Source organism: Bradyrhizobium sp. CCGUVB4N (assembly GCF_024199945.1).
Classification (GTDB): Bacteria; Pseudomonadota; Alphaproteobacteria; order Rhizobiales; family Xanthobacteraceae; genus Bradyrhizobium.
In genome coordinates this window covers 8,799,534-8,817,043 of the sequence record NZ_JANADP010000001.1, presented here as the reverse complement: position 1 = coordinate 8,817,043, position 17,510 = coordinate 8,799,534, and the positions used below count along the sequence as shown (strand labels likewise).

Here is a 17,510-nt window from a genome sequence, read left to right as displayed (position 1 = left end):
GGGACTGTCACCCCACCCCGCTACGCATTCCGCTTCGCTACATGCATAGCGACCCTCCCCCTCCAGGGGAGGGTGGAAGAAACGCCTACTCCGCCGCCAGCGACTTTTCGCGCAGCGGCAGGCCGAGGCGGTCCCACACTTGCAGCAGGGCTTCGGCGAGCTGATCGATCAGGCCGTCGTCGTGATAGGGCGAGGGCGTGATGCGCAGGCGCTCGGTGCCCTTGGCGACGGTCGGATAGTTGATCGGCTGGATGTAGATGCCGTGATCCTCGAGCAGCATGTCCGAGGCCTGCTTGCACTTCTCGGGATTGCCGACGAACAGCGGCACGATGTGGGTGTCGTTCGACATCACCGGCAGGCCGGCGGCGTTGAGGATCGCCTTGACGCGGGCGGCGCGGTCCTGGTGGCGCTCGCGCTCCCAGCTCGACGACTTCAGGTGCTTGATCGCGGCGGTCGCGGCCGAGCAGATCGCCGGCGGCAGCGCCGTGGTGAAGATGAAGCCCGGCGCATAGGAGCGCACGGCGTCGATGATATGGCCGTTGCCGGCGATGTAGCCGCCGAGGCAGCCGAACGCCTTGGCCAGCGTGCCTTCGAGAATGTCGATGCGATGCATGACGCCGTCACGCTCGGCAATGCCGCCGCCGCGCGGGCCGTACATGCCGACCGCGTGGACTTCGTCGACATAGGTCATCGCGCCATACTTCTCGGCGAGATCGCAGATCTTGGCGAGCGGGGCGACATCGCCGTCCATGGAGTAGAGGCTCTCGCAGGCGATCAGCTTCGGCCGGTTCGGACCGGCAGCCTTCAGCAGCGCTTCGAGATCGGCGATATCGTTGTGGCGGAACACTTGCCGCTCGCAGCCGGACTGCCGGATGCCCTCGATCATCGAATTGTGGTTGAGCTCGTCCGACAGGATCAGGCAGTTCGGAATGAGCTTTGCGATGGTGGCGATGCCGGTCTGGTTCGAGACATAGCCCGAGGTGAACAGAAGCGCCGCTTCCTTGCCGTGGAGGTCGGCGAGCTCGGCCTCGAGTTGCACCAGCGGATGATGCGTGCCGGCGATGTTGCGGGTGCCGCCTGCCCCGGTGCCGACGCGGGTTGCGGTCTCGACCATGGCGCCGACCACCTTCGGGTGCTGGCCCATGCCGAGGTAATCGTTGGAACACCAGATCACGACGTCGCGCTTGCCCTTCGGCGAGTGCCAGACCGCATGCGGGAACCGGCCGGCCGTGCGTTCCAGGTCGGCGAACACGCGATAGCGGCGCTCGGTATGGAGGCGATCGAGGGCGGAATTGAAGAATTGAGCGTAATCCATCGGTGCAACCTGAGACGGAACTGACCAAAAGGGCGCATCTACTTAGAGCTTTTCCAGCTCTAGTGTCTATGCGCTATCCCACATTTGGGCGTGAGGGGCATTTGGGCAAAATGCCCTATCGTGCGATTTGAAACTTGATCCCGATCAAGTCCGCGCGAGCCTTGATGCTGCTCTGCACCATTCGCCGAAATGCCGGTGTTAACCGGCACTTGCTGTCACGTCGTCCGGAACTGGAGCACGCCGTCCTTGGTCTCGGCCGTCAGCCGGCCCTCGACGATCATGTAGTTGACGTGGGCGACGAGCTCGCCGGCGGCAAAGCCCATCTGGTGCTCGTCCAGCACGTGCTTGTTGAAGACCACAGGCACCAGGGCGCGCGAGGTCTGCGGCACCTCGCGGCAGGCTTCCGCGATCAGGCGGCAGCGCTCCTCGTGGTGGTCGGCGAGCTGCTTGATGCGGGTCTTCAGTCCGTAGAACGGTACGCCGTGGCCGGGCAGCACCAGCAAATCATAGGGCAGGGTGGTGGTGAGGCTTGCGAGCGACGCCAGATATTCGCCGAGCGAGTTCTGGTCGGGCTCCACGGCCCAGACGCTGACGTTCGGCGAGATCTTGCTCAGCACCTGGTCGGCGGACAGAAACAGCTTGTCGTCGGCGCAATACAGCATCACCTGGTCGAGCGCATGCCCTCCGCCGGTGATCACCTTGAAGCGGCGCGTGCCGATCACGACCTCGTCGCCATGCGAGATGCGGCGGTAGGACGGCGGCAGCACCGAGACGCGCTTGAGATAATCCTGGCCGCGGCCGAGCAGTTTTTCGGTGAGCGACTCGTCCATGCCATGGCGGCGGAAGAACAGCCGCTGCGCCTCGCGCCGCTCTTCGGTGCCGCGGTTCTGATGATAGACCGATTGCAGATATTCGACCTGCGACATCACCAGCGGACAGTTGAACCGCTCGACGATCCACCCGGCAAGGCCGACATGATCGGGGTGCGAGTGGGTGACGATGAGGCGCGTGATGTTGACGCCCTTCAGCGGGCCTTCGAACAGTTTCGTCCAGGCCTCGATCGTCTCCTCATTGCCGAAGCCGGCATCGATCATCGCATAGCCGTCGCCGTCGGCGAGCAGATAGATGTTCACATGGTTGAGGCGGAACGGCAGCTTCAGCCGCGCCCACAACACGCCGGGCCTGACCTCCACGACCTCTTCGGGGCCGGGATGCTGGTCCCAGGGATAGCGGAGGGCCTCGGCGGAAGACTGCACGATGTCGGTTTTTGCGTTCATGCTACCGGCTTAAACCCGCCGGGGGCGCCGCGCCAGCCGAAAAAGAACGCGCAGCGGCCGTCGCATGGCCGTCATACCGGCCGTATTCCGTAGCCCGGATAGAGCGCAGCGAAATCCGGGCCACGGGGCGGCGTCCTTACGCCGCCCGCATGTTGTTGAGGAACGCGTCGATCTCTCCGCGCAGCATATCGGCTTCGCGGCGGAGGGCGTCCGATGCGCTCAGCACCTCGGTTGCTGCGGCGCCGGCCTCGGCCGAAGCCGTGGAGACGCCGACGATATTGCTGGAGACCTCGCTGGTGCCGCCGGCCGCATGCTGGATGTTGCGGGCGATCTCGCGGGTCGCTGCACCCTGTTCCTCGACCGCAGCCGCGATGGTCGTGGTGACGTCGTTGATCTCGCCGATGATCCGGCCGATGCCCTGGATCGCGCCGACAGCCGAGGTCGTGACCTGCTGCATGCTGGCGATCTGGGTGCGGATCTCCTCCGTCGCCTTCGCGGTCTGGCTGGCGAGGCTCTTCACCTCGGAGGCAACCACCGCAAAGCCGCGGCCGGCCTCGCCCGCGCGCGCCGCCTCGATGGTGGCGTTGAGCGCGAGCAGATTGGTCTGCGACGCAATCGTCTGGATCAGGTCGACCACGACGCTGATGCGGCTCGCACTGTCGGCAAGGCTCTGCACCGTGGTGTCGGTGGCGCCGGCCTCATCCACCGCCTTCTTGGCGATCGCGGCCGAGGTGACGACCTGCTTGCTGATCTCCTCGATCGAGGAGGACAGCTGCTCGGTGCCCGACGATACCGTCTGCACGTTGACCGAGGTTTCCTCGGCGGCGGAAGCGACCGCGTTCACCAGCGCGTTGGACTGATCCGCGGTGGTCGACATGCTTTGCGCCGTCGTCTGCATCGAATTGGCCGATTGCGCGAGATTGTCGAGCGCGCTGCGCACCGTGCCCTCGAACTCCGCGATCTTCGCCTCCATATGTGCGGCACGCTCCGCCTTGACGACACGATCCTTGTCCTGATCGCTCGCAAGCGCCCGGGCTTCGATCATGCTGTCGCGGAACACCGTCAGCGCTTCCTTCATCGCGCCGATCTCGTCGTTCTGCCGGGAACGGACGATCTCGGTGTCGAGGTCGCCGGCCGAGAGCAGCTGCATGGCGCGCTGGAGCTCACGGATGCGGCGCAGGATGTTGCGGCCGACATAGAGCCAGACGAACAGCGCCGAGCCGATCAGAGTGAGCCCGCCGAGCGCCAGCATTGCGGTCGTGGCGAGCGAGATCTCCTGGCGCGCCTGGAAGGTCGACGCATTGGTCTCCTTCTGCACGCCGTCGACGAGCGCCTGCACGCTGATGCCGAGGCCGACATTGAGCTTGCGGGTCTCGTCCAGGATGGTCTGGCCGTAGTCGATGGAGTCGAGCTCCTTCTGACGGAGCTTGAACACGCCCGTCTTGCCTTCGCCGAACGTCTGCAGTTTCTGCATTGCGACCTTCACCGCAGTGGTTGCGGGATTGTCGGGCAGGTCCTCCAGGTTCCACTTGACGCGGTCGCGGACCGCCTTGAATTCGTGCTCGATCGTCTCCAGCGTGTCGCTGGAGTTCGCGGACAACGCGGCCATCATGTCAGCGGCCATCAGATTTCCGTTGGCAAGCACCGTGCTGATCTGACCAACGGAGCGGACGGCCTCCATGGCATCGTCTGCCGACACGTTCGTCGATGCCAGGATTGCGCTCAGCCGCGTCTGGGTATCCAGCATTGCGGGGTTGGCTGCGCCGACGAAGGCGAGCTGCGCCTTCCGCAGCGCGTCGTATTGCTTGTCATGTAGCGCAATCGTGTCGAGGCGCTCCTTCGCCGCCGACACCAGGCTCTTGGTGGCTTCATCGATGCTCTTGACGGTTTCGCCGAGCGCGCTGGCGACTTGCTTGTCGGCGCCGAGCTCGATGATCTCGCCGACCTTGGCCATGGCCTGTTGCTGGATTTCCTGAACCTTCTTGGTGCGCTCGGCCAGCGCCTCGTCGGAGGGCGAGGCGAGCAGGCCGGGTCCTTGCGCTGCCAGTGTCGCGCTCTGCGAGGCGAGTTGAAGGCTGGCGGAGAGGCGCGGGATGTCGCGGCCGCTGAGATCCATCATGGTCGAGCCGAGATGGTTGAACACGAAGCCGGCGCCCGCTGCGATCAGCAGGCCCATGCCCGCGATCACGGCGAATGCCGCAAACAGGCTGCCGCGCAGGCCCCATTTCGGCATTTTGAAACGAGGTTTGAAACGGCCAACGCTGAGACGGATCGCCATCGAAAATTCCCCCACGCCCTTACTCTTATATTTTCGCCGCGGAGTATCCTTGGTGCGGGTTAAAAAATCGCAAGTTGCACAATTGGTTGGCTAGTTCCGCAGAGCGAAAAAGAAAGGGCCGGCAGTGCTGCCGGCCCTTGATGCGAAAGGATCGTGTCAGGCGCGATCAGTAGCGCGCGACCATCGGGCTCGCCCAGTTGAAGCGATAGTTGACGCCCGCCTTGAAGGTGTGGTCGTCGGTGGTGAAGTTGCCGGTGCCGACCAGCGGACCCGCGGTGAAATGCGCGTCGCCGAAATTGTAGTACTGGTACTCGGCCTTGGCCGACCAGTTCGGCGCGAACATGTATTCGAGGCCGGCGCCGACGGTGTAGCCGTTGCGGTGATCGCCGGAGATGATGAAGCCGGTCGGCACGCCGCCCACCGTCACCTTCTCGTTGTTGTCGGAATAGGCGTAGCCGCCCTTCACGTAGAGCAGGCCGGGGCCCCAGGTGTAGCCGACGCGACCGGTGATCGAACCGAGGCCGCGCTGGTCGTTGGTGTAGGCCACGCCGCCCGGGAACACCGCGCCGACGCTGCCGGAGAGCCAGGAGTACTGGGCTTCAGCACCGACCACGAAGTTCGGGTTGAACTGCCAGTCTGCGCCAGCCTGCAGACCACCGAGGAAACGGCCGTTGCCGTTGTTGCCGGTGGAGAGGCCGTTGAAATTGTTGTCGCTCGAGAACGCGCCGCCGAGATGCGCGCCGATATAGAAGCCGGTCCAGTTGTAGATCGGCGCAGCATAGGCCGGCGCCTTGTTGTAATAGGGGCGGGCGCCGAGATCGGCACCGAGGGCCGGCGCAGCCGCGCTCAATGCGAGCAGCGCAACGGTCGCAAACAGAATCTTCTTCATCGTCTTGAACTCCAACACTCAGGTCCCCAGCAGGCGCGCTGTCCGCGCCGCGTTGGTTTTGCAGATAGCTTCCTTTTGACGAAAATGCTGTCACATGCATGGCACAGCGGCGCCCAACCTAACTTATTGGGCGCTAAATGATTTTCGTGATTAATGCCGGCTTAAGAAGTGGTGAAGGAAGGCTTAATTCGCGCGAGTTGCGGTAACCTCCGCGCGCGTCTCGTTAACCAAGACGCCGCAGCACCTCATCGCGCATCTGCGCGCGGAAGGCCGCGCGCTTCGCCGGCCGATCTTCCACGCGCACGTCGTGGCGATCGAAGATGTCGAACTTCTCCAGGATCGGATAGCGCTCGCTCGCCATCGCGAGCACGCGGAGCACCTTGGTCGCGGCCGGCGTCGGCCCGCTCACTTCCCAGCGCCGGATCGTGTCGGCGCCGCCCTTCTCCGGCAAGGCGCACAGTTTCGCCATGTCGGCGGCGGTGAGCTTGCGTTCGATGGCGTCGGAGAGGTCGGCGCGGAGTTGCTTCAGTTCGGGGCCGGTCATGTTGATCGCATTCGGGAGAGTGGCTGAAGCCAATGCACTAGCGCTGATTCGGGTCCATCCGAAGGCAGCCGTGATTGTGCTAGTAGCTCGTCACAGTGATTGTGACTCTTTGGACGTTGCGGGATAGGCGCGGCCCATTTTGGCGCGGGCTTTTTCGGTCGTGAACATCCATTTGATGCGGGCGCCAGCGGCATTTCGTTGTTTCTCCCATGCGGCGATTTCGCGGCGGAGCCAGTTTGGGTCGTCGATCCTGCGGTCGAGGCACTGACCGCGGAGCACGCCGATCTCGATCTCGACCATGTTGAGCCAACTGGCGTGCTTTGGGGTGTAGTGGAACTCCAGGCGGCGCAGAATTCGCCGGGCTTCGTCAGGCGCGAATGCCTCATAGAGGGAGCCTACGGAGTGGGTCGACAGATTGTCCTGCACGACGCGGATGCACCCGGCGTCGGGATAATGAACATCGACGAGTTCGCGCATGCACTGGGCGTAATCTTCTGCCGCCCGTCGCTCTGTGACTTTGACTTTGCGCCATGGCCGATGCACGTCGATGCAGACGAAGAGATTGACGGTGCCGTTGCGGCGATACTCGCAATCGTAACGTTCGAGTTGGCCCGGCTCGGCGGGGATCGGCTCGCGAACCTCGCCGATGAGCTGGACCGGGCTCTCGTCGAAGCAGACCACCGGCCGGTCGGGATCAGGCGCCTCGGCATATAGGTCGAGCACGTCTTCCATGCGGGCGACATATTCGCCATCGACCTTTGGAATGCACCACATATCCTTGCGCCACGGCTTGAGGCCGTTTTCGGCCAGCCGCCGGCGCACCGTCTCGCCCGACAGGCTCTCGTGGTCGGTGAGCCTGACCATGGCGTCGGCCAAAAGCTCCAGCGTCCAGCGGGCGCGACCCTCGGGAGGGGTTGCGCAAGCCGTTGCCACCAGCAGGGCTTCCTCCTTGCCGGTGAGCTTGCGCTCCGCGCCTGGACGCGGATCCTCGCTCAGCGCCCGCTCCAGATTGCCTTCCACGAAGCGCCGTTTGGTCCGGTACACGGTGGAACCGCCCACCGCCACGGCGCGGGCAATCTCTTCATCGCTGCGGCCGGCATCGGCCGCCAGCAATATCTGGGCGCGCTTGAGCTTGCGGGCAGCCCGCTTGCCCTTGCTCAACATCGCGGTGAGTTCACAGCGTTCGGCTTGGCTCAATTCGACCCGATAACGTACATTCATCGCGACCTCCTTGTCGGAGGACCGGACGAATCGACAAATGAATCGAAAATCAGGCGCCGCTCGCAGCCTCAGCCCTCAAGGCTTCACCGAAAAGCAGGGCCAGTACCTGGCCTTCATCTACACCTACGCGCACATGTTCCGACGCCCGCCCGCCGAGACCGACATGCAGCGCCACTTTCAAGTCAGCCCGCCTTCGGTCCACCAGATGATCGTGACCCTCGAACGAAATGGTCTCATTCGGCGCCAACCCGGCGTCGCTCGAAGCATCCAAATCCTCGTGGCTCCGAAAGACCTGCCCATCCTGAACTGGCTCGGAATCAACCAGTCATAATCAGTGTGACGAGGTACTAGTGTCTCCGCGCCGGTCCAGCGTCAACGAGGGATGTCCTATGCCCGTGTTCAAGCTGCCCCTGTCGGGAGATGTCGTTCAGTCCATCTACCCGTCGTTCTTCAGCCCTACCGGCGGCCAGTTCGGTCTCGTCAACATCACTGTCGGGCAATCCTCGGCGCCCGAGGTCGAGAAGGACGTGCTGTCCGATGTCGCGAGCTACGGCAAGCAGATCGGCCAGGTCGCGGATGCGCTGCTCGCGGTCATTGAGCATCTGGAGGCGCACCCTGGACATGCGCTTGGACAAGACAAGGCGATTATCGCCTTCAAGGAGCTGATGCATTCCGTCGCGACCGTGAAGGAGCGCCACGGCCGGGCGGCGTGCCGGCCCAAGCGGCGCTGATCGTGTGGCGACATGGCGCCTCCGGCATGTCTCCGCGCACACGGAGTTATGAACGGAAGCCTCTGGGAATTCTTCAATGAATGAACACATGGCTTAACAAGCCCGCAGCGCATGAAGGGATCAGTCATGACAACGACCAGGCTCGTCATTGCCGCACTCGTCACGACCGGACTGCTTGCCACGCCGTTCGCGGCGGAAGCGAAGAAGCACAGGTCGAGCCGACATACCACCACGAGCGTGATGGCGCCGAGCTATGGCGGCGCCGGAGCGACCGCGGTGCAGCCGAGGACGTATTACGGGACCTCCGGTCAGTCTGTCGGGACGGTGACGGCGCCCTCGATCGGAACCTACAATTGGCCATCGGTCGGCGTGACCAACGCCGTTCCGACCTGGAGCAATACCAATCCGAAGTGAGGTGCGAGGCGGTCGTTGCGCGCGTCAGCCTTCCGCGCCGCCGATCGGAAACACCAGGCACGTCGTCGTCGCATGCGCGACCAGCCGGCCCTTCGCATCGGTGATGCGCGCTTCGGCGGTGGCGACGCGGCGGCCGGCGTTGAGCACGCGGCCTTCGGTGCGGACGGTGCCGCTCGCTTCGCTCATGCCGCGCACGAACGAGATCTTGAATTCCAGCGTGGTGTAGCCGGTGCCCGCCGGCAGCGTGCTCTGCACCGCCAGGCCCATCGCGGAATCCAGCAGGATCGCGGCATAGCCGCCATGAACCGAGCCGATCGGATTGTAATGCCGCAGGCCCGGCACGCTGTGGATCACCACAACGCCCGCCTCGGCCGTGCAGTCGAACGGCTCGACCGTCTGCATGATCGGCGGCTCCGGCAATTGCCGTGCGAAGATCGCGCGGACGAAATCGAGCCCCGGCATCGACGCCATCACCTCAAGGGGCACGACGCCGAATTCGGTTGCCTGCTTGCTGGAACTGCCGTCGACCATCACTAGCCCCCAGAAAGCTCTATGAGATGACAAAGATCATATGATGAGGGGATTGGACGAGTCAAAAGCCCCGTTCAGTGCGTGACGGTCGCGAGGCCGGAGAGCAGATACAGCGCAACCAGCAGGGTCGCGACCGACAACATTGTCGTCACCGAGACCGTGGCTGCGACCAGTTTTTCTTCGACCTTGTGTTCATGCGACAGCACGTAGACGGTTTTCGCCGTCGGCACGGCCGCGCAGATGACGGCGGCGACGGTGTAGAGCGGATTGAGGCCGATGATCACGCAAAGTCCGTAGACGAGCAGCGGCATCAACACCAGCTTCACGGCCGCGAGCGCAAAAGATGCCCCGAGGTTCGACCTCAGGCCTTCGACCGACAGGCCGAGGCCGATGGCAAACAGCGCGCAAGGCGTGAGTGCCGCGGCGATGATGTTCAGATAGGCCGCGACGGCTGCGGGAATCGGCAGGCCCGTGATCGCCCAGACGAGACCAATGAGCGTCGACAGGACCATCGGATTGAGCAGGATCTGCTTCACTAGCCCCGCGGACTGCGCAGGTCCGCGCGCATCCCTTTCGAGCAGGATGACCGTGATCGGAAACATCACGGCAGCAACGAACACCGTCGCGACGGCAGCCGGCAAGACGGCGGGCTGGCCGTAGATCGCATGCAGGATCGGCAGCGCCACGAAGCCGGTATTGGTCATCGCCGCCGCCATGCCGTGGATCGTGCTGCTGGCGAGATCGTGCTTTCCGCCAGCGCGAACCGCCAGGAAGACCAATGCGAAGCAGATGAGCGAGCCGCCGCCGAACGCGAGCAGGAAACGCCATTCCAGCAGATTGCGAGCCGGCTCCTGCGCGATCGTGACGATCAGCAGCGCCGGCATCGCGACGTTGTAGGCGAAATGCACCAGCGCGTCGGCGAGTGAACGGGACAGATAGCCGAACTCGCCGGCGAACCAGCCGGTGACGATGATCGCGAAGACGGGAAGAACGAGGCTGGCGACCTCCATCCGGTGTCCCCCTTTGCCAAGCAGCATCGCCACTCTAGCTTGGCGACGCCTGCTCGTCACGGCTCAACCGGACCGCGCCGCCCCGAACGGGCGGCCTGGTGCCGCTAAATTCCGCGGCCGTTCTGCTGACCGATCACGCAGCGCCAGGCCGCCAGGCGCTCTGCCGGATGCTGGTTCATCCATTCGGCGAGCTGCGGCGCGCCCATCAGGCATGACTGCACCGAGACCTGTGCAAAGTCGGAGCTGGTGACGAGCTGCTCGTGGCAATTCGAAGGAGAGGCGAGGCTGCAGAGCACGGCGATGATCTTGATCATGCGAGGTTGCCTCTGTCGCTCTGGCGCACATTGGCTCCGCTCGACTGCTCGCCGCTTGGATCGGCCGGCGGGAAAATGCTGTCGTAAATCGCGCGCGCCTCCTGAATCAGGCGAATGCGCTCGCGTTCTGATTTCGAGACAAACTGAATAACCTCGCCCATGGCGGCCTCCAAATGGATCCTCGATCCACCATCAGATGATGGAAATCATTCCATGCCGATATGGTGTGCCGGCTTCGTCGTTGCAGCCGTGCAGGCGTTCACAAGGGATAAAAAGCCCGTGACAATTCCGTTCCCGAGCGGAAGGGAATACCGCAGCGGCGCGTCGAGCTGATGGGAGGCCGTTTCGCAGCATCGTGATGCAGGATGAGTCCCGCGCGCCGACGTGCCGCGGCACATTTGCGCGCGCGTGGAGTTGTAAAGGTCGTTCAGTGCACGAGCGGATCGACCTGACGAACGGCTGGCGCGACTGAGTGACCGCGCTCGAAAGGATCAGTCATGGCAAGAACAAGACGCGCCATCGCCACACTTGTTACCCTCGGATTGGCGGCTGTGCCGCTCGCCGCAAGCGCCCAAACGTCGGCGGGGGCACAAAGCAGCACGCGCTTGAGCCCGGGCGTGCCGGCAAATCAAGGCACCTATGGAAGTTCGGGACAAACTGTCGGGACGGTCACCGCGCCATCGATCGGAACGTCGACCCAGCCGTCTGTCGGCGTGACGAACTCGGTCCCCACCTGGAACAACACGAACCCTCCGGCGAGGCGATAGTCCCGATCTGTCGCCTCACGCCGCCGGCGCACGTTCCTTCTGTCCCGGCACGGCCGCGAGCAACTCGCGTGTATAGGGATGCTCCGGCGCGGCAAAGAGCTGCGCGGTCGGCTTCAGCTCGACGATGGCGCCGCGCTGCATCACCGCGATGCGGTCGCAGATCTTGGCGGCCACGCGCAGGTCGTGGGTGATGAACAGCATCGAAAGGCCGAGCCGCGCCTTGAGATCTTCGAGCAGCCGCAGCACCTGCGCCTGCACGGAGACATCGAGCGCAGACACGGCTTCGTCAGCGACAATGATTTCGGGCTCGAGCGCAAGCGCGCGCGCAATGCCGATGCGCTGGCGCTGGCCGCCGGAGAATTCATGCGGATAGCGCTCGAGCGCGCCGGCGTCCAATCCGACCAGCTTGAGGAGATCGCGCGCGCGATCGAATGCCACTTTTGGTTCGGTGCCAGCCGCGATCGGGCCGTCGGCGATGATGTGGCCGATCTTGCGGCGCGGATTGAGCGAGGCGAATGGATCCTGAAAAATCATCTGGATGCGATGGCGCTCGGCGCGCAGCGCCTTGCCCGCGAGCTGCGTGAGATCCGTATCGCCGATCCGCACCGTGCCGCGATCGGCCTCGATCAGCCGCATGACGAGGCGCGCCACCGACGATTTGCCGGAGCCGGATTCGCCGACGAGGCCGAGCGTCTCGCCTTTGAGGATGTTGAAATTGACCGCGCGCGCGGCATCGACGCGACGGTCCTCGCGAAACCAGCCGCCGGATGTGACGTAGGTCTTGTCCAGCCCGATCACCTCGACCGCTCTGGCCTGATCGTCCAGCGGCGCGCGCGCCGGCGGGTGCATCGACGGCACGGCGGCGAGCAGCGCCTTGGTGTAATCGTGCTGCGGCTCGTTGAAGACGGTCGCGGCAGGGCCTTCCTCCACGACCCTGCCGTGGCGCAGCACCACGACCTGATCGGCGATGTCGGCGACGACACCAAAATCATGGGTGATGAACATCACCGCCATGTTGCGATTGCGCTGGAGGTTGCGGATCAGCTTCAGGATCTGCGCCTGTGTGGTGACGTCGAGCGCGGTTGTCGGCTCGTCGGCGACCAGCACGGCCGGCTCGAGCGCGAGCGCCATCGCGATCATGGCGCGCTGGCGCTGGCCGCCGGAGAGCTGGTGCGGATAGGCGCGCACGATGCGTTCGGGGTCGGGCAGGCCGACCTCGCGCGCCAGCGACAGCGCCTTTGCGCGCCGTTCCCTGGGCGTCAGCAGGCCGTGGGCCTCGAACATCTCGGCCATCTGGTCGCCGATCCGCATCAGGGGATTGAGCGCCGTCATCGGCTCCTGGAAGATCATCGCGAGCCGGCGGCCGCGCAGGTCGCGCCATCCATCGTCGTCGAGCTTGAGCAGGTCGCGGCCTTCGAACTGGATCTCGCCGGAGGCGACAGACACCGTGTCGGGCAGCAGACCCATCAGCGCATGCGCGCACATGGACTTGCCGGAGCCGGATTCGCCGACGACGCAGACGATCTTGCCGGGCCGAAGGTCGAGCGACACGCCGTCGACGGCAAAGGGGCGCTCGGCGCCCTTGGGCAGCGCGATCCGCAAGTTCTTGATGGAGACGGCGGGCGGAGCGGTCATCGTCAGCGTCCTTCCCGCGACAGGCGCGGATTGAGCGCGTCGTTGAGGCCTTCGCCGATCAGGTTCAGCCCGAGCACCGAGATCAGAATCGCGACGCCCGGAAACACGGTGATCCACCAGGCCTGGCGGATCACGGTGCGGCCGGCGCCGACCATGTAGCCCCAGGAGATCAGATTGGGATCGCCGAGGCCGAGGAAGGACAACGAGGATTCCAGCAGGATCGCGGTCGCCACCATCAGCGAGGCCAGCACGATCACCGGGGACAGTGCGTTCGGCAGGATCTCGCGCAGGATGATCCAGGTGTTGCTCTGTCCGGTGACCACGGCGGCCTGGACATATTCGCGCGTTCGCAGCGACAGCACCTCGCCGCGGACGAGGCGCGCGACCGGCGGCCAACTCACCACGGCGATCGAGGCCACGATCGAATAGATCGACGGCTGCAGGATCGCGACCAGCACGATCGCGAGCGCAAAACTCGGAATGGTCTGGAAGAACTCGGTGAAGCGCATCAGCACATCGTCGACCTTGCCGCCGAAATAGCCGGCCATGGCGCCAATGGGAACGCCGACCACCAGCGCGACGAGAGTGGACACGAGGCCGACCAATAGTGACACGCGTGCGCCAAAAATCATGCCGGCGAACACGTCGCGGCCGAGTGCGTCGGTGCCGAGCGGCACGGTCGAGAGCGTGAACGGCGGCAGGAACGGCCGCTGCACCATGCGCCAGGGCGAGTTCGGGAACAGCAACGGCCCGAACACCGCAACCGAGATGGCAAGCAGGAGGATGACGAGCCCGATGACGCCGCTCGGGCTCTTCAGCATCGATTTCCAGAACTGTTTCATGCGGCGAATTCGATGCGTGGGTCGACCAGGCGATAGACGAGGTCGGTGATGAGGTTGAAGATCAGCACCATGACCGAGCAGGTCACGAAGACGCCGAGCAGCAGATTGTAGTCGCGCTGCAGCAGCGCGTCGTACATCAGCCGGCCGATGCCGGGCCAGGCGAACACGGTCTCGGTGATGACGGCGCCGCCGATCAGCGTGCCGGCATGGACGCCGGCGAGCGTCACGACGGGCAGCAGCGCGTTGCGCAGCACGTGGCGGCGCTGGATCACGCTGTCGGACAGGCCCTTGGCGCGTGCGGTCTTGACGAAGTCGAGCCGCTTCACCTCCAGCATCGAGGCGCGCGTCATGCGGGTGTAGGTCGCCATGAAGAACAGGCCGAGCGTCATCGCCGGCATGATCAGGTGCTTTGCGACGTCGACCACATGGGCAAAGCCGGTGAAATTGGCGCCGACCGTCTCGTAACCGAAGCTCGGCAGCCAATCCACCGTGACCGAGAACAGCAGGATGCCCATCAGCGCCACCCAGAAGATCGGCATGGCGTAGAAGATCAGCGCGAAGATGGTGATGGCGGTATCGAGGAAGGTCCCGGCGAAGCGCGCGGCGAAGGTGCCGAACAGGACACCGAGCGCGAGCGAGATCGCAAACGCGGTCAGCGTTAATAGCAGCGTTGCCGGCAGTCGCTCGAGGATCAGCTTCGACACCGGCGCCTGCTGGCGGAAGGAGAAGCCGAGGTCGAGGGTCGCGATGCCCTTGACGTAGATGAGGAGCTGCTCCGGCAGCGGCTTGTCGAGGCCGAACTTTTCCCGAAGCTGCTGGACGAAGACCTGGTCGCTGGCGCCGGCCTCGCCCGCCATCACGACGGCGGGATCGCCGGGTGCGAGCCGGATCAGGAAGAAATTGAGGACGACGATCGCGAGCAGGACGATCACGCCCTTCACGACACGCTGAGCGACGAAGGAGAGCATCTAGGTTCGTAAGCTAGTTGGTTGAAATAGTCGTGCCGCGGGTAACACCTCTCCCCAACGGGGAGAGGTCGCGCCGCAGGCGCGGGTGAGGGGGCTAAGGTCCCATGAGAGAGCGCAACCCCTCACCCAGATCGCATCTGACGATGCGATCCGACCTCTCCCTCCGGGAGAGGTGGGCACCGCCCTCACTTGTCGAGCCATGCGTCCTTGAAGCCGTCATTGACGCCGATCCCGGTGGTGATCAGGTTCTTGACCTTGCAGCGCATGATGGTCGGGAATTGCAGCTCGAGCATCCAGGCCACCGGCACGTCCTCGACCAGGATCTTCTGCGCCTTCTCGTAGATCTCCTTGCGCTTGGAGTCGGGCGTTGCCACCGCGCCATCGGCGAACAGCTTGTCGATCTCGGGATTGGAGTAGCCCTCGACATTGTTGAACACCTGGCCCTTGGCGATCGCGCTGGAGACGTAGTTGCGGCCGACGCCGAGGGCGGGATCGCCGTACTGGTAGAGATAGGTGAAGGCGATGTCGTAATCCCAGTCGCCGATCTTCTGGTTGCCGCCGGCAACGTCGGTCGAGATCGTCTCGATGTTCATGCCGACGTCCATGAGGTTCTGCTTCACCGCTTCACCCCAGCGCTGCCAGGTCTCGCCATAGGCGAGCGGCAGGATGCGGATCTTCTCGCCCTTGTAGCCGGCGTCCTTCAGCAGTGCCTTGGCCTTGGCCGGGTCGTAAGCGTATTTCGGCACGTCGTCGGTGTAGTATTTGATGGTCGAGGCGGACGGGCCGGTCGCGACCTTGCCGAGCCCGTTCCAGATCACGTCCTTGGCGAAATCGCGGTCGATCGCGTACATGATCGCCTGCCGCACGCGCTTGTCGGCGAGCGGGCCCTGGCGGTTGTTCAACCACAGCCAGGCCAGTGGCGAGAAGAACTCCCAGCCCGCGCCGGTAACGCAGGTGTCCTTCAGCTTGGACAGTCGCGGCACGTCGAAATTCTCGACCGAGCCGCCGGGCAGCACGTCGACCTTGCCGGTCTCGTAGGCCACCGAACGCGCGGCGGCGTCGGGAATGATCTGCCAGTAGATCTCGTCGAGATAGGGCTTGCCCTTCTCGTAATAGTTCGGGTTCTTGACCAGCCGAATGAACGAGCCCTTCTGCCATTCCTTGAACATGAAGGGGCCGGTGCCAACCGGCGCGTTGTTGTAGGGATTGGTCTTCCAGTCGGTGCCTTCATAGAGATGCTTCGGCACCATCGGCATCGAGCCGACCTCGAAAATGCCGAGGAACGGGCCGAACGGCTGCTTCAGCGTGAAGACGACCGTGTAATCGTCAGGCACCTCGACCTTGTCGACCTGCGCGAGGTTGTTGCGCGCACGCGCGTGGGTCTGCTTCAGCATCTCGACCGAGAACAGCACGTCGGCCGCGGTGAAGGGTTTGCCGTCGTGCCAGGTGACCCCCTTCCTGAGCTTGAAGGTGTAGGTCTTGGCGTCCTCGCTGACGCTCCAGCTCTCGGCGAGCTCCGGAAGCGGGTCGAGCTTGGGGCTGTAGCGCAGCAGGCCTTCGAAGATGTTGCCCGACACCATCTGGGTCGGACCGTTCTGGATCATTGCAAGCATCAGGCCGGGCGGCTCGGGCTGGATCACCGCATTGATCACGCCTCCCGTCTTCGGCTCTTGCGCCAATGCCGAGGCCGTGAGGCCGCAAGCCAGGAGGAGACCAAGCAACACGCGTTTCGACATCTCGTATCTTTCTCAAGCGAGACCAGCCGTCACCGCTTTGCGACGTCCTCGCGCGCAAAGCGACGGCTGTCCCATCCCAGTCCCCATCCGGGCGCGAGGCTCACACGGTCCCCTTCCGCGCCGCAAGATGAAAGTCTCGACACCGTTCGCACAAAAAATGTACAGCGCGTCCTGTTTTCACTTGATTCATTGCCTTGTCACGGAGACAAGTCGGCCCATGGACAATGCCAGCCGTTCCGAACGATCCCGCAATGCCGCGCTCGAAGCGGCCATCGCGATCATTGCGCGCGACGGACCCGGCCGGCTGACGCTCGACGCGATCGCGCGCGAGAGCGGCCTGAGCAAGGGCGGCGTGATGCATCAATTCCGCACCAAGGAAGCGGTGCTGAAGGCGCTGCTCGAGCGGCAGATGGTGCATTTCGAGGAATTCTCGAAAGGGGTCATGGCGAAGGTGAGCACGACCTCGGCCACGCCGGAACTGGCGACCGAGCTCGCCACCGTGCGCGAGGCGGCGTTGTCCGTGAATTCGGTCGCGCTGGCCTTGGTCGCGGCCATGGTCGAGAACCCCGGCCTGATGTCACTGCCGCGCGATCGTGAAATGAAGCGGGTCGCGGCCATCAAGGCGGAGGCGACCGATCCTGATCTCGCGATGTTGCGTTGGGCCGCCGCGCGCGGGCTGCTTCTGAGCAATCTGTTCGGCATGTCGCCGCTGAGCGCGGATGAGCACCGGCGCCTGTTCGCGCGGCTGCTGGATGATGCGCAGTGGACGGGTCTCGAACAGCCGGCCAAGGTGCGCGCCGCCAAATCCGCGGCGACGCCTCCGGCAAAGGCCGCAACCCCGCGCAAACGCGCCTGATTCATCGTTAACGATTTCTTGCTGATCGCTGCCCAAAGTCGCGCCTGCGGCCAAATGCGCCAGCTCGTTATTTCCAGACTTTACAAACCAACTGGTCGGTTTTATAACTCCAGACACTGAGACGGCCCAAGGCTTCTGAATTGGCCCCGGACGATGCCTTGGGTTGGCAAAGGTGAGCGCAG

At 64.2% G+C, this 17,510-nt stretch carries 19 protein-coding genes; 5 read left to right on the top strand and 14 right to left on the bottom strand.

The features are described from left to right. Positions 1-85: 85 nt before the first annotated feature. The 6 genes from hemA to NLM31_RS41090 all read right to left on the bottom strand — a co-directional run bounded on the left by hemA (position 86) and on the right by NLM31_RS41090 (position 7,524). On the bottom strand, positions 86-1,315 hold the full coding sequence (gene hemA, locus NLM31_RS41115; protein ID WP_254195901.1) for a 5-aminolevulinate synthase: 1,230 nt from the start codon (positions 1,313-1,315) through the stop codon (positions 86-88). 215 nt (positions 1,316-1,530) lie between these two features. Then, on the bottom strand, positions 1,531-2,592 hold the full coding sequence (locus NLM31_RS41110) for an MBL fold metallo-hydrolase (RefSeq protein ID WP_254134847.1): 1,062 nt from the start codon (positions 2,590-2,592) through the stop codon (positions 1,531-1,533). A gap of 136 nt (positions 2,593-2,728) precedes the next feature. Then, complete coding sequence (locus NLM31_RS41105; protein WP_254134846.1) at positions 2,729-4,870, bottom strand: methyl-accepting chemotaxis protein; 2,142 nt, start codon at positions 4,868-4,870, stop codon at positions 2,729-2,731. A gap of 166 nt (positions 4,871-5,036) precedes the next feature. Further along, a complete protein-coding gene (locus tag NLM31_RS41100; protein ID WP_254134845.1) occupies positions 5,037-5,759 on the bottom strand; it encodes an outer membrane protein in 723 nt (240 codons plus the stop codon). Between the two features lie 223 nt (positions 5,760-5,982). Beyond that, positions 5,983-6,303 (bottom strand): hypothetical protein, encoded by a 321-nt coding sequence (locus NLM31_RS41095; RefSeq protein WP_254134844.1) that lies wholly within the window; start codon positions 6,301-6,303, stop codon positions 5,983-5,985. 90 nt (positions 6,304-6,393) lie between these two features. Beyond that, positions 6,394-7,524 (bottom strand): IS630 family transposase, encoded by a 1,131-nt coding sequence (locus NLM31_RS41090; RefSeq protein WP_254191295.1) that lies wholly within the window; start codon positions 7,522-7,524, stop codon positions 6,394-6,396. A 37-nt stretch (positions 7,525-7,561) separates the two neighbouring features. On the opposite strand from NLM31_RS41090, the gene NLM31_RS41085 reads away from it, so the two are divergent. From NLM31_RS41085 to NLM31_RS41075, 3 genes are all read left to right on the top strand, one after another. After that, entirely contained in the window at positions 7,562-7,855 is a 294-nt protein-coding gene (locus NLM31_RS41085; protein WP_254128687.1) for a LexA family transcriptional regulator, read from the top strand. Between the two features lie 58 nt (positions 7,856-7,913). After that, entirely contained in the window at positions 7,914-8,255 is a 342-nt protein-coding gene (locus tag NLM31_RS41080) for a hypothetical protein (RefSeq protein WP_254134843.1), read from the top strand. Between the two features lie 126 nt (positions 8,256-8,381). Continuing rightward, entirely contained in the window at positions 8,382-8,669 is a 288-nt protein-coding gene (locus tag NLM31_RS41075) for a hypothetical protein (protein ID WP_254134842.1), read from the top strand. A 24-nt stretch (positions 8,670-8,693) separates the two neighbouring features. On the opposite strand, the gene NLM31_RS41070 is transcribed toward NLM31_RS41075, so the two are convergent. From NLM31_RS41070 to NLM31_RS41055, 4 genes are all read right to left on the bottom strand, one after another. Further along, entirely contained in the window at positions 8,694-9,200 is a 507-nt protein-coding gene (locus tag NLM31_RS41070) for a PaaI family thioesterase (protein WP_254134841.1), read from the bottom strand. Positions 9,201-9,274: 74 nt separating this feature from the next. Then, positions 9,275-10,210: an AEC family transporter gene (locus NLM31_RS41065; RefSeq protein WP_254134840.1), complete on the bottom strand. Its 936-nt coding sequence runs from the start codon at positions 10,208-10,210 to the stop codon at positions 9,275-9,277. Between the two features lie 104 nt (positions 10,211-10,314). Continuing rightward, positions 10,315-10,524, bottom strand: coding sequence for a hypothetical protein (locus NLM31_RS41060; RefSeq protein WP_212327671.1), 210 nt, complete (start codon positions 10,522-10,524; stop codon positions 10,315-10,317). Then, complete coding sequence (locus NLM31_RS41055) at positions 10,521-10,685, bottom strand: hypothetical protein (protein WP_254134839.1); 165 nt, start codon at positions 10,683-10,685, stop codon at positions 10,521-10,523. Before NLM31_RS41055 ends, NLM31_RS41060 begins: the two co-directional genes overlap by 4 nt. Before the next feature lie 336 nt (positions 10,686-11,021). Between NLM31_RS41055 and NLM31_RS43510 the strand changes: the two genes are divergently transcribed. Further along, positions 11,022-11,291, top strand: a complete 270-nt coding sequence (locus NLM31_RS43510) for a hypothetical protein (RefSeq protein WP_254134838.1) — start codon at positions 11,022-11,024, stop codon at positions 11,289-11,291. Between the two features lie 15 nt (positions 11,292-11,306). Here NLM31_RS43510 and NLM31_RS41045 read toward each other — a convergent pair whose 3' ends face one another. From NLM31_RS41045 to NLM31_RS41030, 4 genes are all read right to left on the bottom strand, one after another. Continuing rightward, positions 11,307-12,926, bottom strand: coding sequence for an ABC transporter ATP-binding protein (locus NLM31_RS41045; protein ID WP_254134837.1), 1,620 nt, complete (start codon positions 12,924-12,926; stop codon positions 11,307-11,309). A 2-nt stretch (positions 12,927-12,928) separates the two neighbouring features. Further along, positions 12,929-13,768 carry an ABC transporter permease gene (locus tag NLM31_RS41040; RefSeq protein ID WP_254134836.1) on the bottom strand — a complete coding sequence of 280 codons (840 nt, stop codon included), beginning with the start codon at positions 13,766-13,768 and terminating at the stop codon, positions 12,929-12,931. Next, positions 13,765-14,736: an ABC transporter permease gene (locus NLM31_RS41035; protein ID WP_254134835.1), complete on the bottom strand. Its 972-nt coding sequence runs from the start codon at positions 14,734-14,736 to the stop codon at positions 13,765-13,767. The genes NLM31_RS41040 and NLM31_RS41035 overlap by 4 nt, the downstream gene beginning before the upstream one ends. Positions 14,737-14,921: 185 nt before the next feature. After that, positions 14,922-16,472, bottom strand: a complete 1,551-nt coding sequence (locus NLM31_RS41030; protein WP_254195900.1) for an ABC transporter substrate-binding protein — start codon at positions 16,470-16,472, stop codon at positions 14,922-14,924. Positions 16,473-16,689: 217 nt separating this feature from the next. Here NLM31_RS41030 and NLM31_RS41025 point away from each other — a divergent pair, with 217 nt between their 5' ends. Continuing rightward, on the top strand, positions 16,690-17,328 hold the full coding sequence (locus NLM31_RS41025; protein ID WP_254195899.1) for a TetR/AcrR family transcriptional regulator: 639 nt from the start codon (positions 16,690-16,692) through the stop codon (positions 17,326-17,328). Positions 17,329-17,510: the final 182 nt, after the last annotated feature.

Excerpts from the sequence above, each read along its gene's own strand:
- hemA (WP_254195901.1), bottom strand. The coding sequence starts at position 1,315 with ATGGATTACGCTCAATTCTTCAATTCCGCCCTCGATCGCCTCCATACC.
- NLM31_RS41075 (WP_254134842.1), top strand. The coding sequence starts at position 8,382 with ATGACAACGACCAGGCTCGTCATTGCCGCACTCGTCACGACCGGACTG.
- NLM31_RS41055 (WP_254134839.1), bottom strand. The coding sequence starts at position 10,685 with ATGGGCGAGGTTATTCAGTTTGTCTCGAAATCAGAACGCGAGCGCATT.
- NLM31_RS43510 (WP_254134838.1), top strand. The coding sequence starts at position 11,022 with ATGGCAAGAACAAGACGCGCCATCGCCACACTTGTTACCCTCGGATTG.
- NLM31_RS41070 (WP_254134841.1), bottom strand. The coding sequence starts at position 9,200 with ATGGTCGACGGCAGTTCCAGCAAGCAGGCAACCGAATTCGGCGTCGTG.
- NLM31_RS41090 (WP_254191295.1), bottom strand. The coding sequence starts at position 7,524 with ATGAATGTACGTTATCGGGTCGAATTGAGCCAAGCCGAACGCTGTGAA.
- NLM31_RS41110 (WP_254134847.1), bottom strand. The coding sequence starts at position 2,592 with ATGAACGCAAAAACCGACATCGTGCAGTCTTCCGCCGAGGCCCTCCGC.
- NLM31_RS41030 (WP_254195900.1), bottom strand. The coding sequence starts at position 16,472 with ATGTCGAAACGCGTGTTGCTTGGTCTCCTCCTGGCTTGCGGCCTCACG.
- NLM31_RS41065 (WP_254134840.1), bottom strand. The coding sequence starts at position 10,210 with ATGGAGGTCGCCAGCCTCGTTCTTCCCGTCTTCGCGATCATCGTCACC.
- NLM31_RS41100 (WP_254134845.1), bottom strand. The coding sequence starts at position 5,759 with ATGAAGAAGATTCTGTTTGCGACCGTTGCGCTGCTCGCATTGAGCGCG.
- NLM31_RS41085 (WP_254128687.1), top strand. The coding sequence starts at position 7,562 with ATGAATCGAAAATCAGGCGCCGCTCGCAGCCTCAGCCCTCAAGGCTTC.
- NLM31_RS41095 (WP_254134844.1), bottom strand. The coding sequence starts at position 6,303 with ATGACCGGCCCCGAACTGAAGCAACTCCGCGCCGACCTCTCCGACGCC.
- NLM31_RS41045 (WP_254134837.1), bottom strand. The coding sequence starts at position 12,926 with ATGACCGCTCCGCCCGCCGTCTCCATCAAGAACTTGCGGATCGCGCTG.
- NLM31_RS41060 (WP_212327671.1), bottom strand. The coding sequence starts at position 10,524 with ATGATCAAGATCATCGCCGTGCTCTGCAGCCTCGCCTCTCCTTCGAAT.
- NLM31_RS41080 (WP_254134843.1), top strand. The coding sequence starts at position 7,914 with ATGCCCGTGTTCAAGCTGCCCCTGTCGGGAGATGTCGTTCAGTCCATC.
- NLM31_RS41035 (WP_254134835.1), bottom strand. The coding sequence starts at position 14,736 with ATGCTCTCCTTCGTCGCTCAGCGTGTCGTGAAGGGCGTGATCGTCCTG.
- NLM31_RS41105 (WP_254134846.1), bottom strand. The coding sequence starts at position 4,870 with ATGGCGATCCGTCTCAGCGTTGGCCGTTTCAAACCTCGTTTCAAAATG.
- NLM31_RS41025 (WP_254195899.1), top strand. The coding sequence starts at position 16,690 with ATGGACAATGCCAGCCGTTCCGAACGATCCCGCAATGCCGCGCTCGAA.
- NLM31_RS41040 (WP_254134836.1), bottom strand. The coding sequence starts at position 13,768 with ATGAAACAGTTCTGGAAATCGATGCTGAAGAGCCCGAGCGGCGTCATC.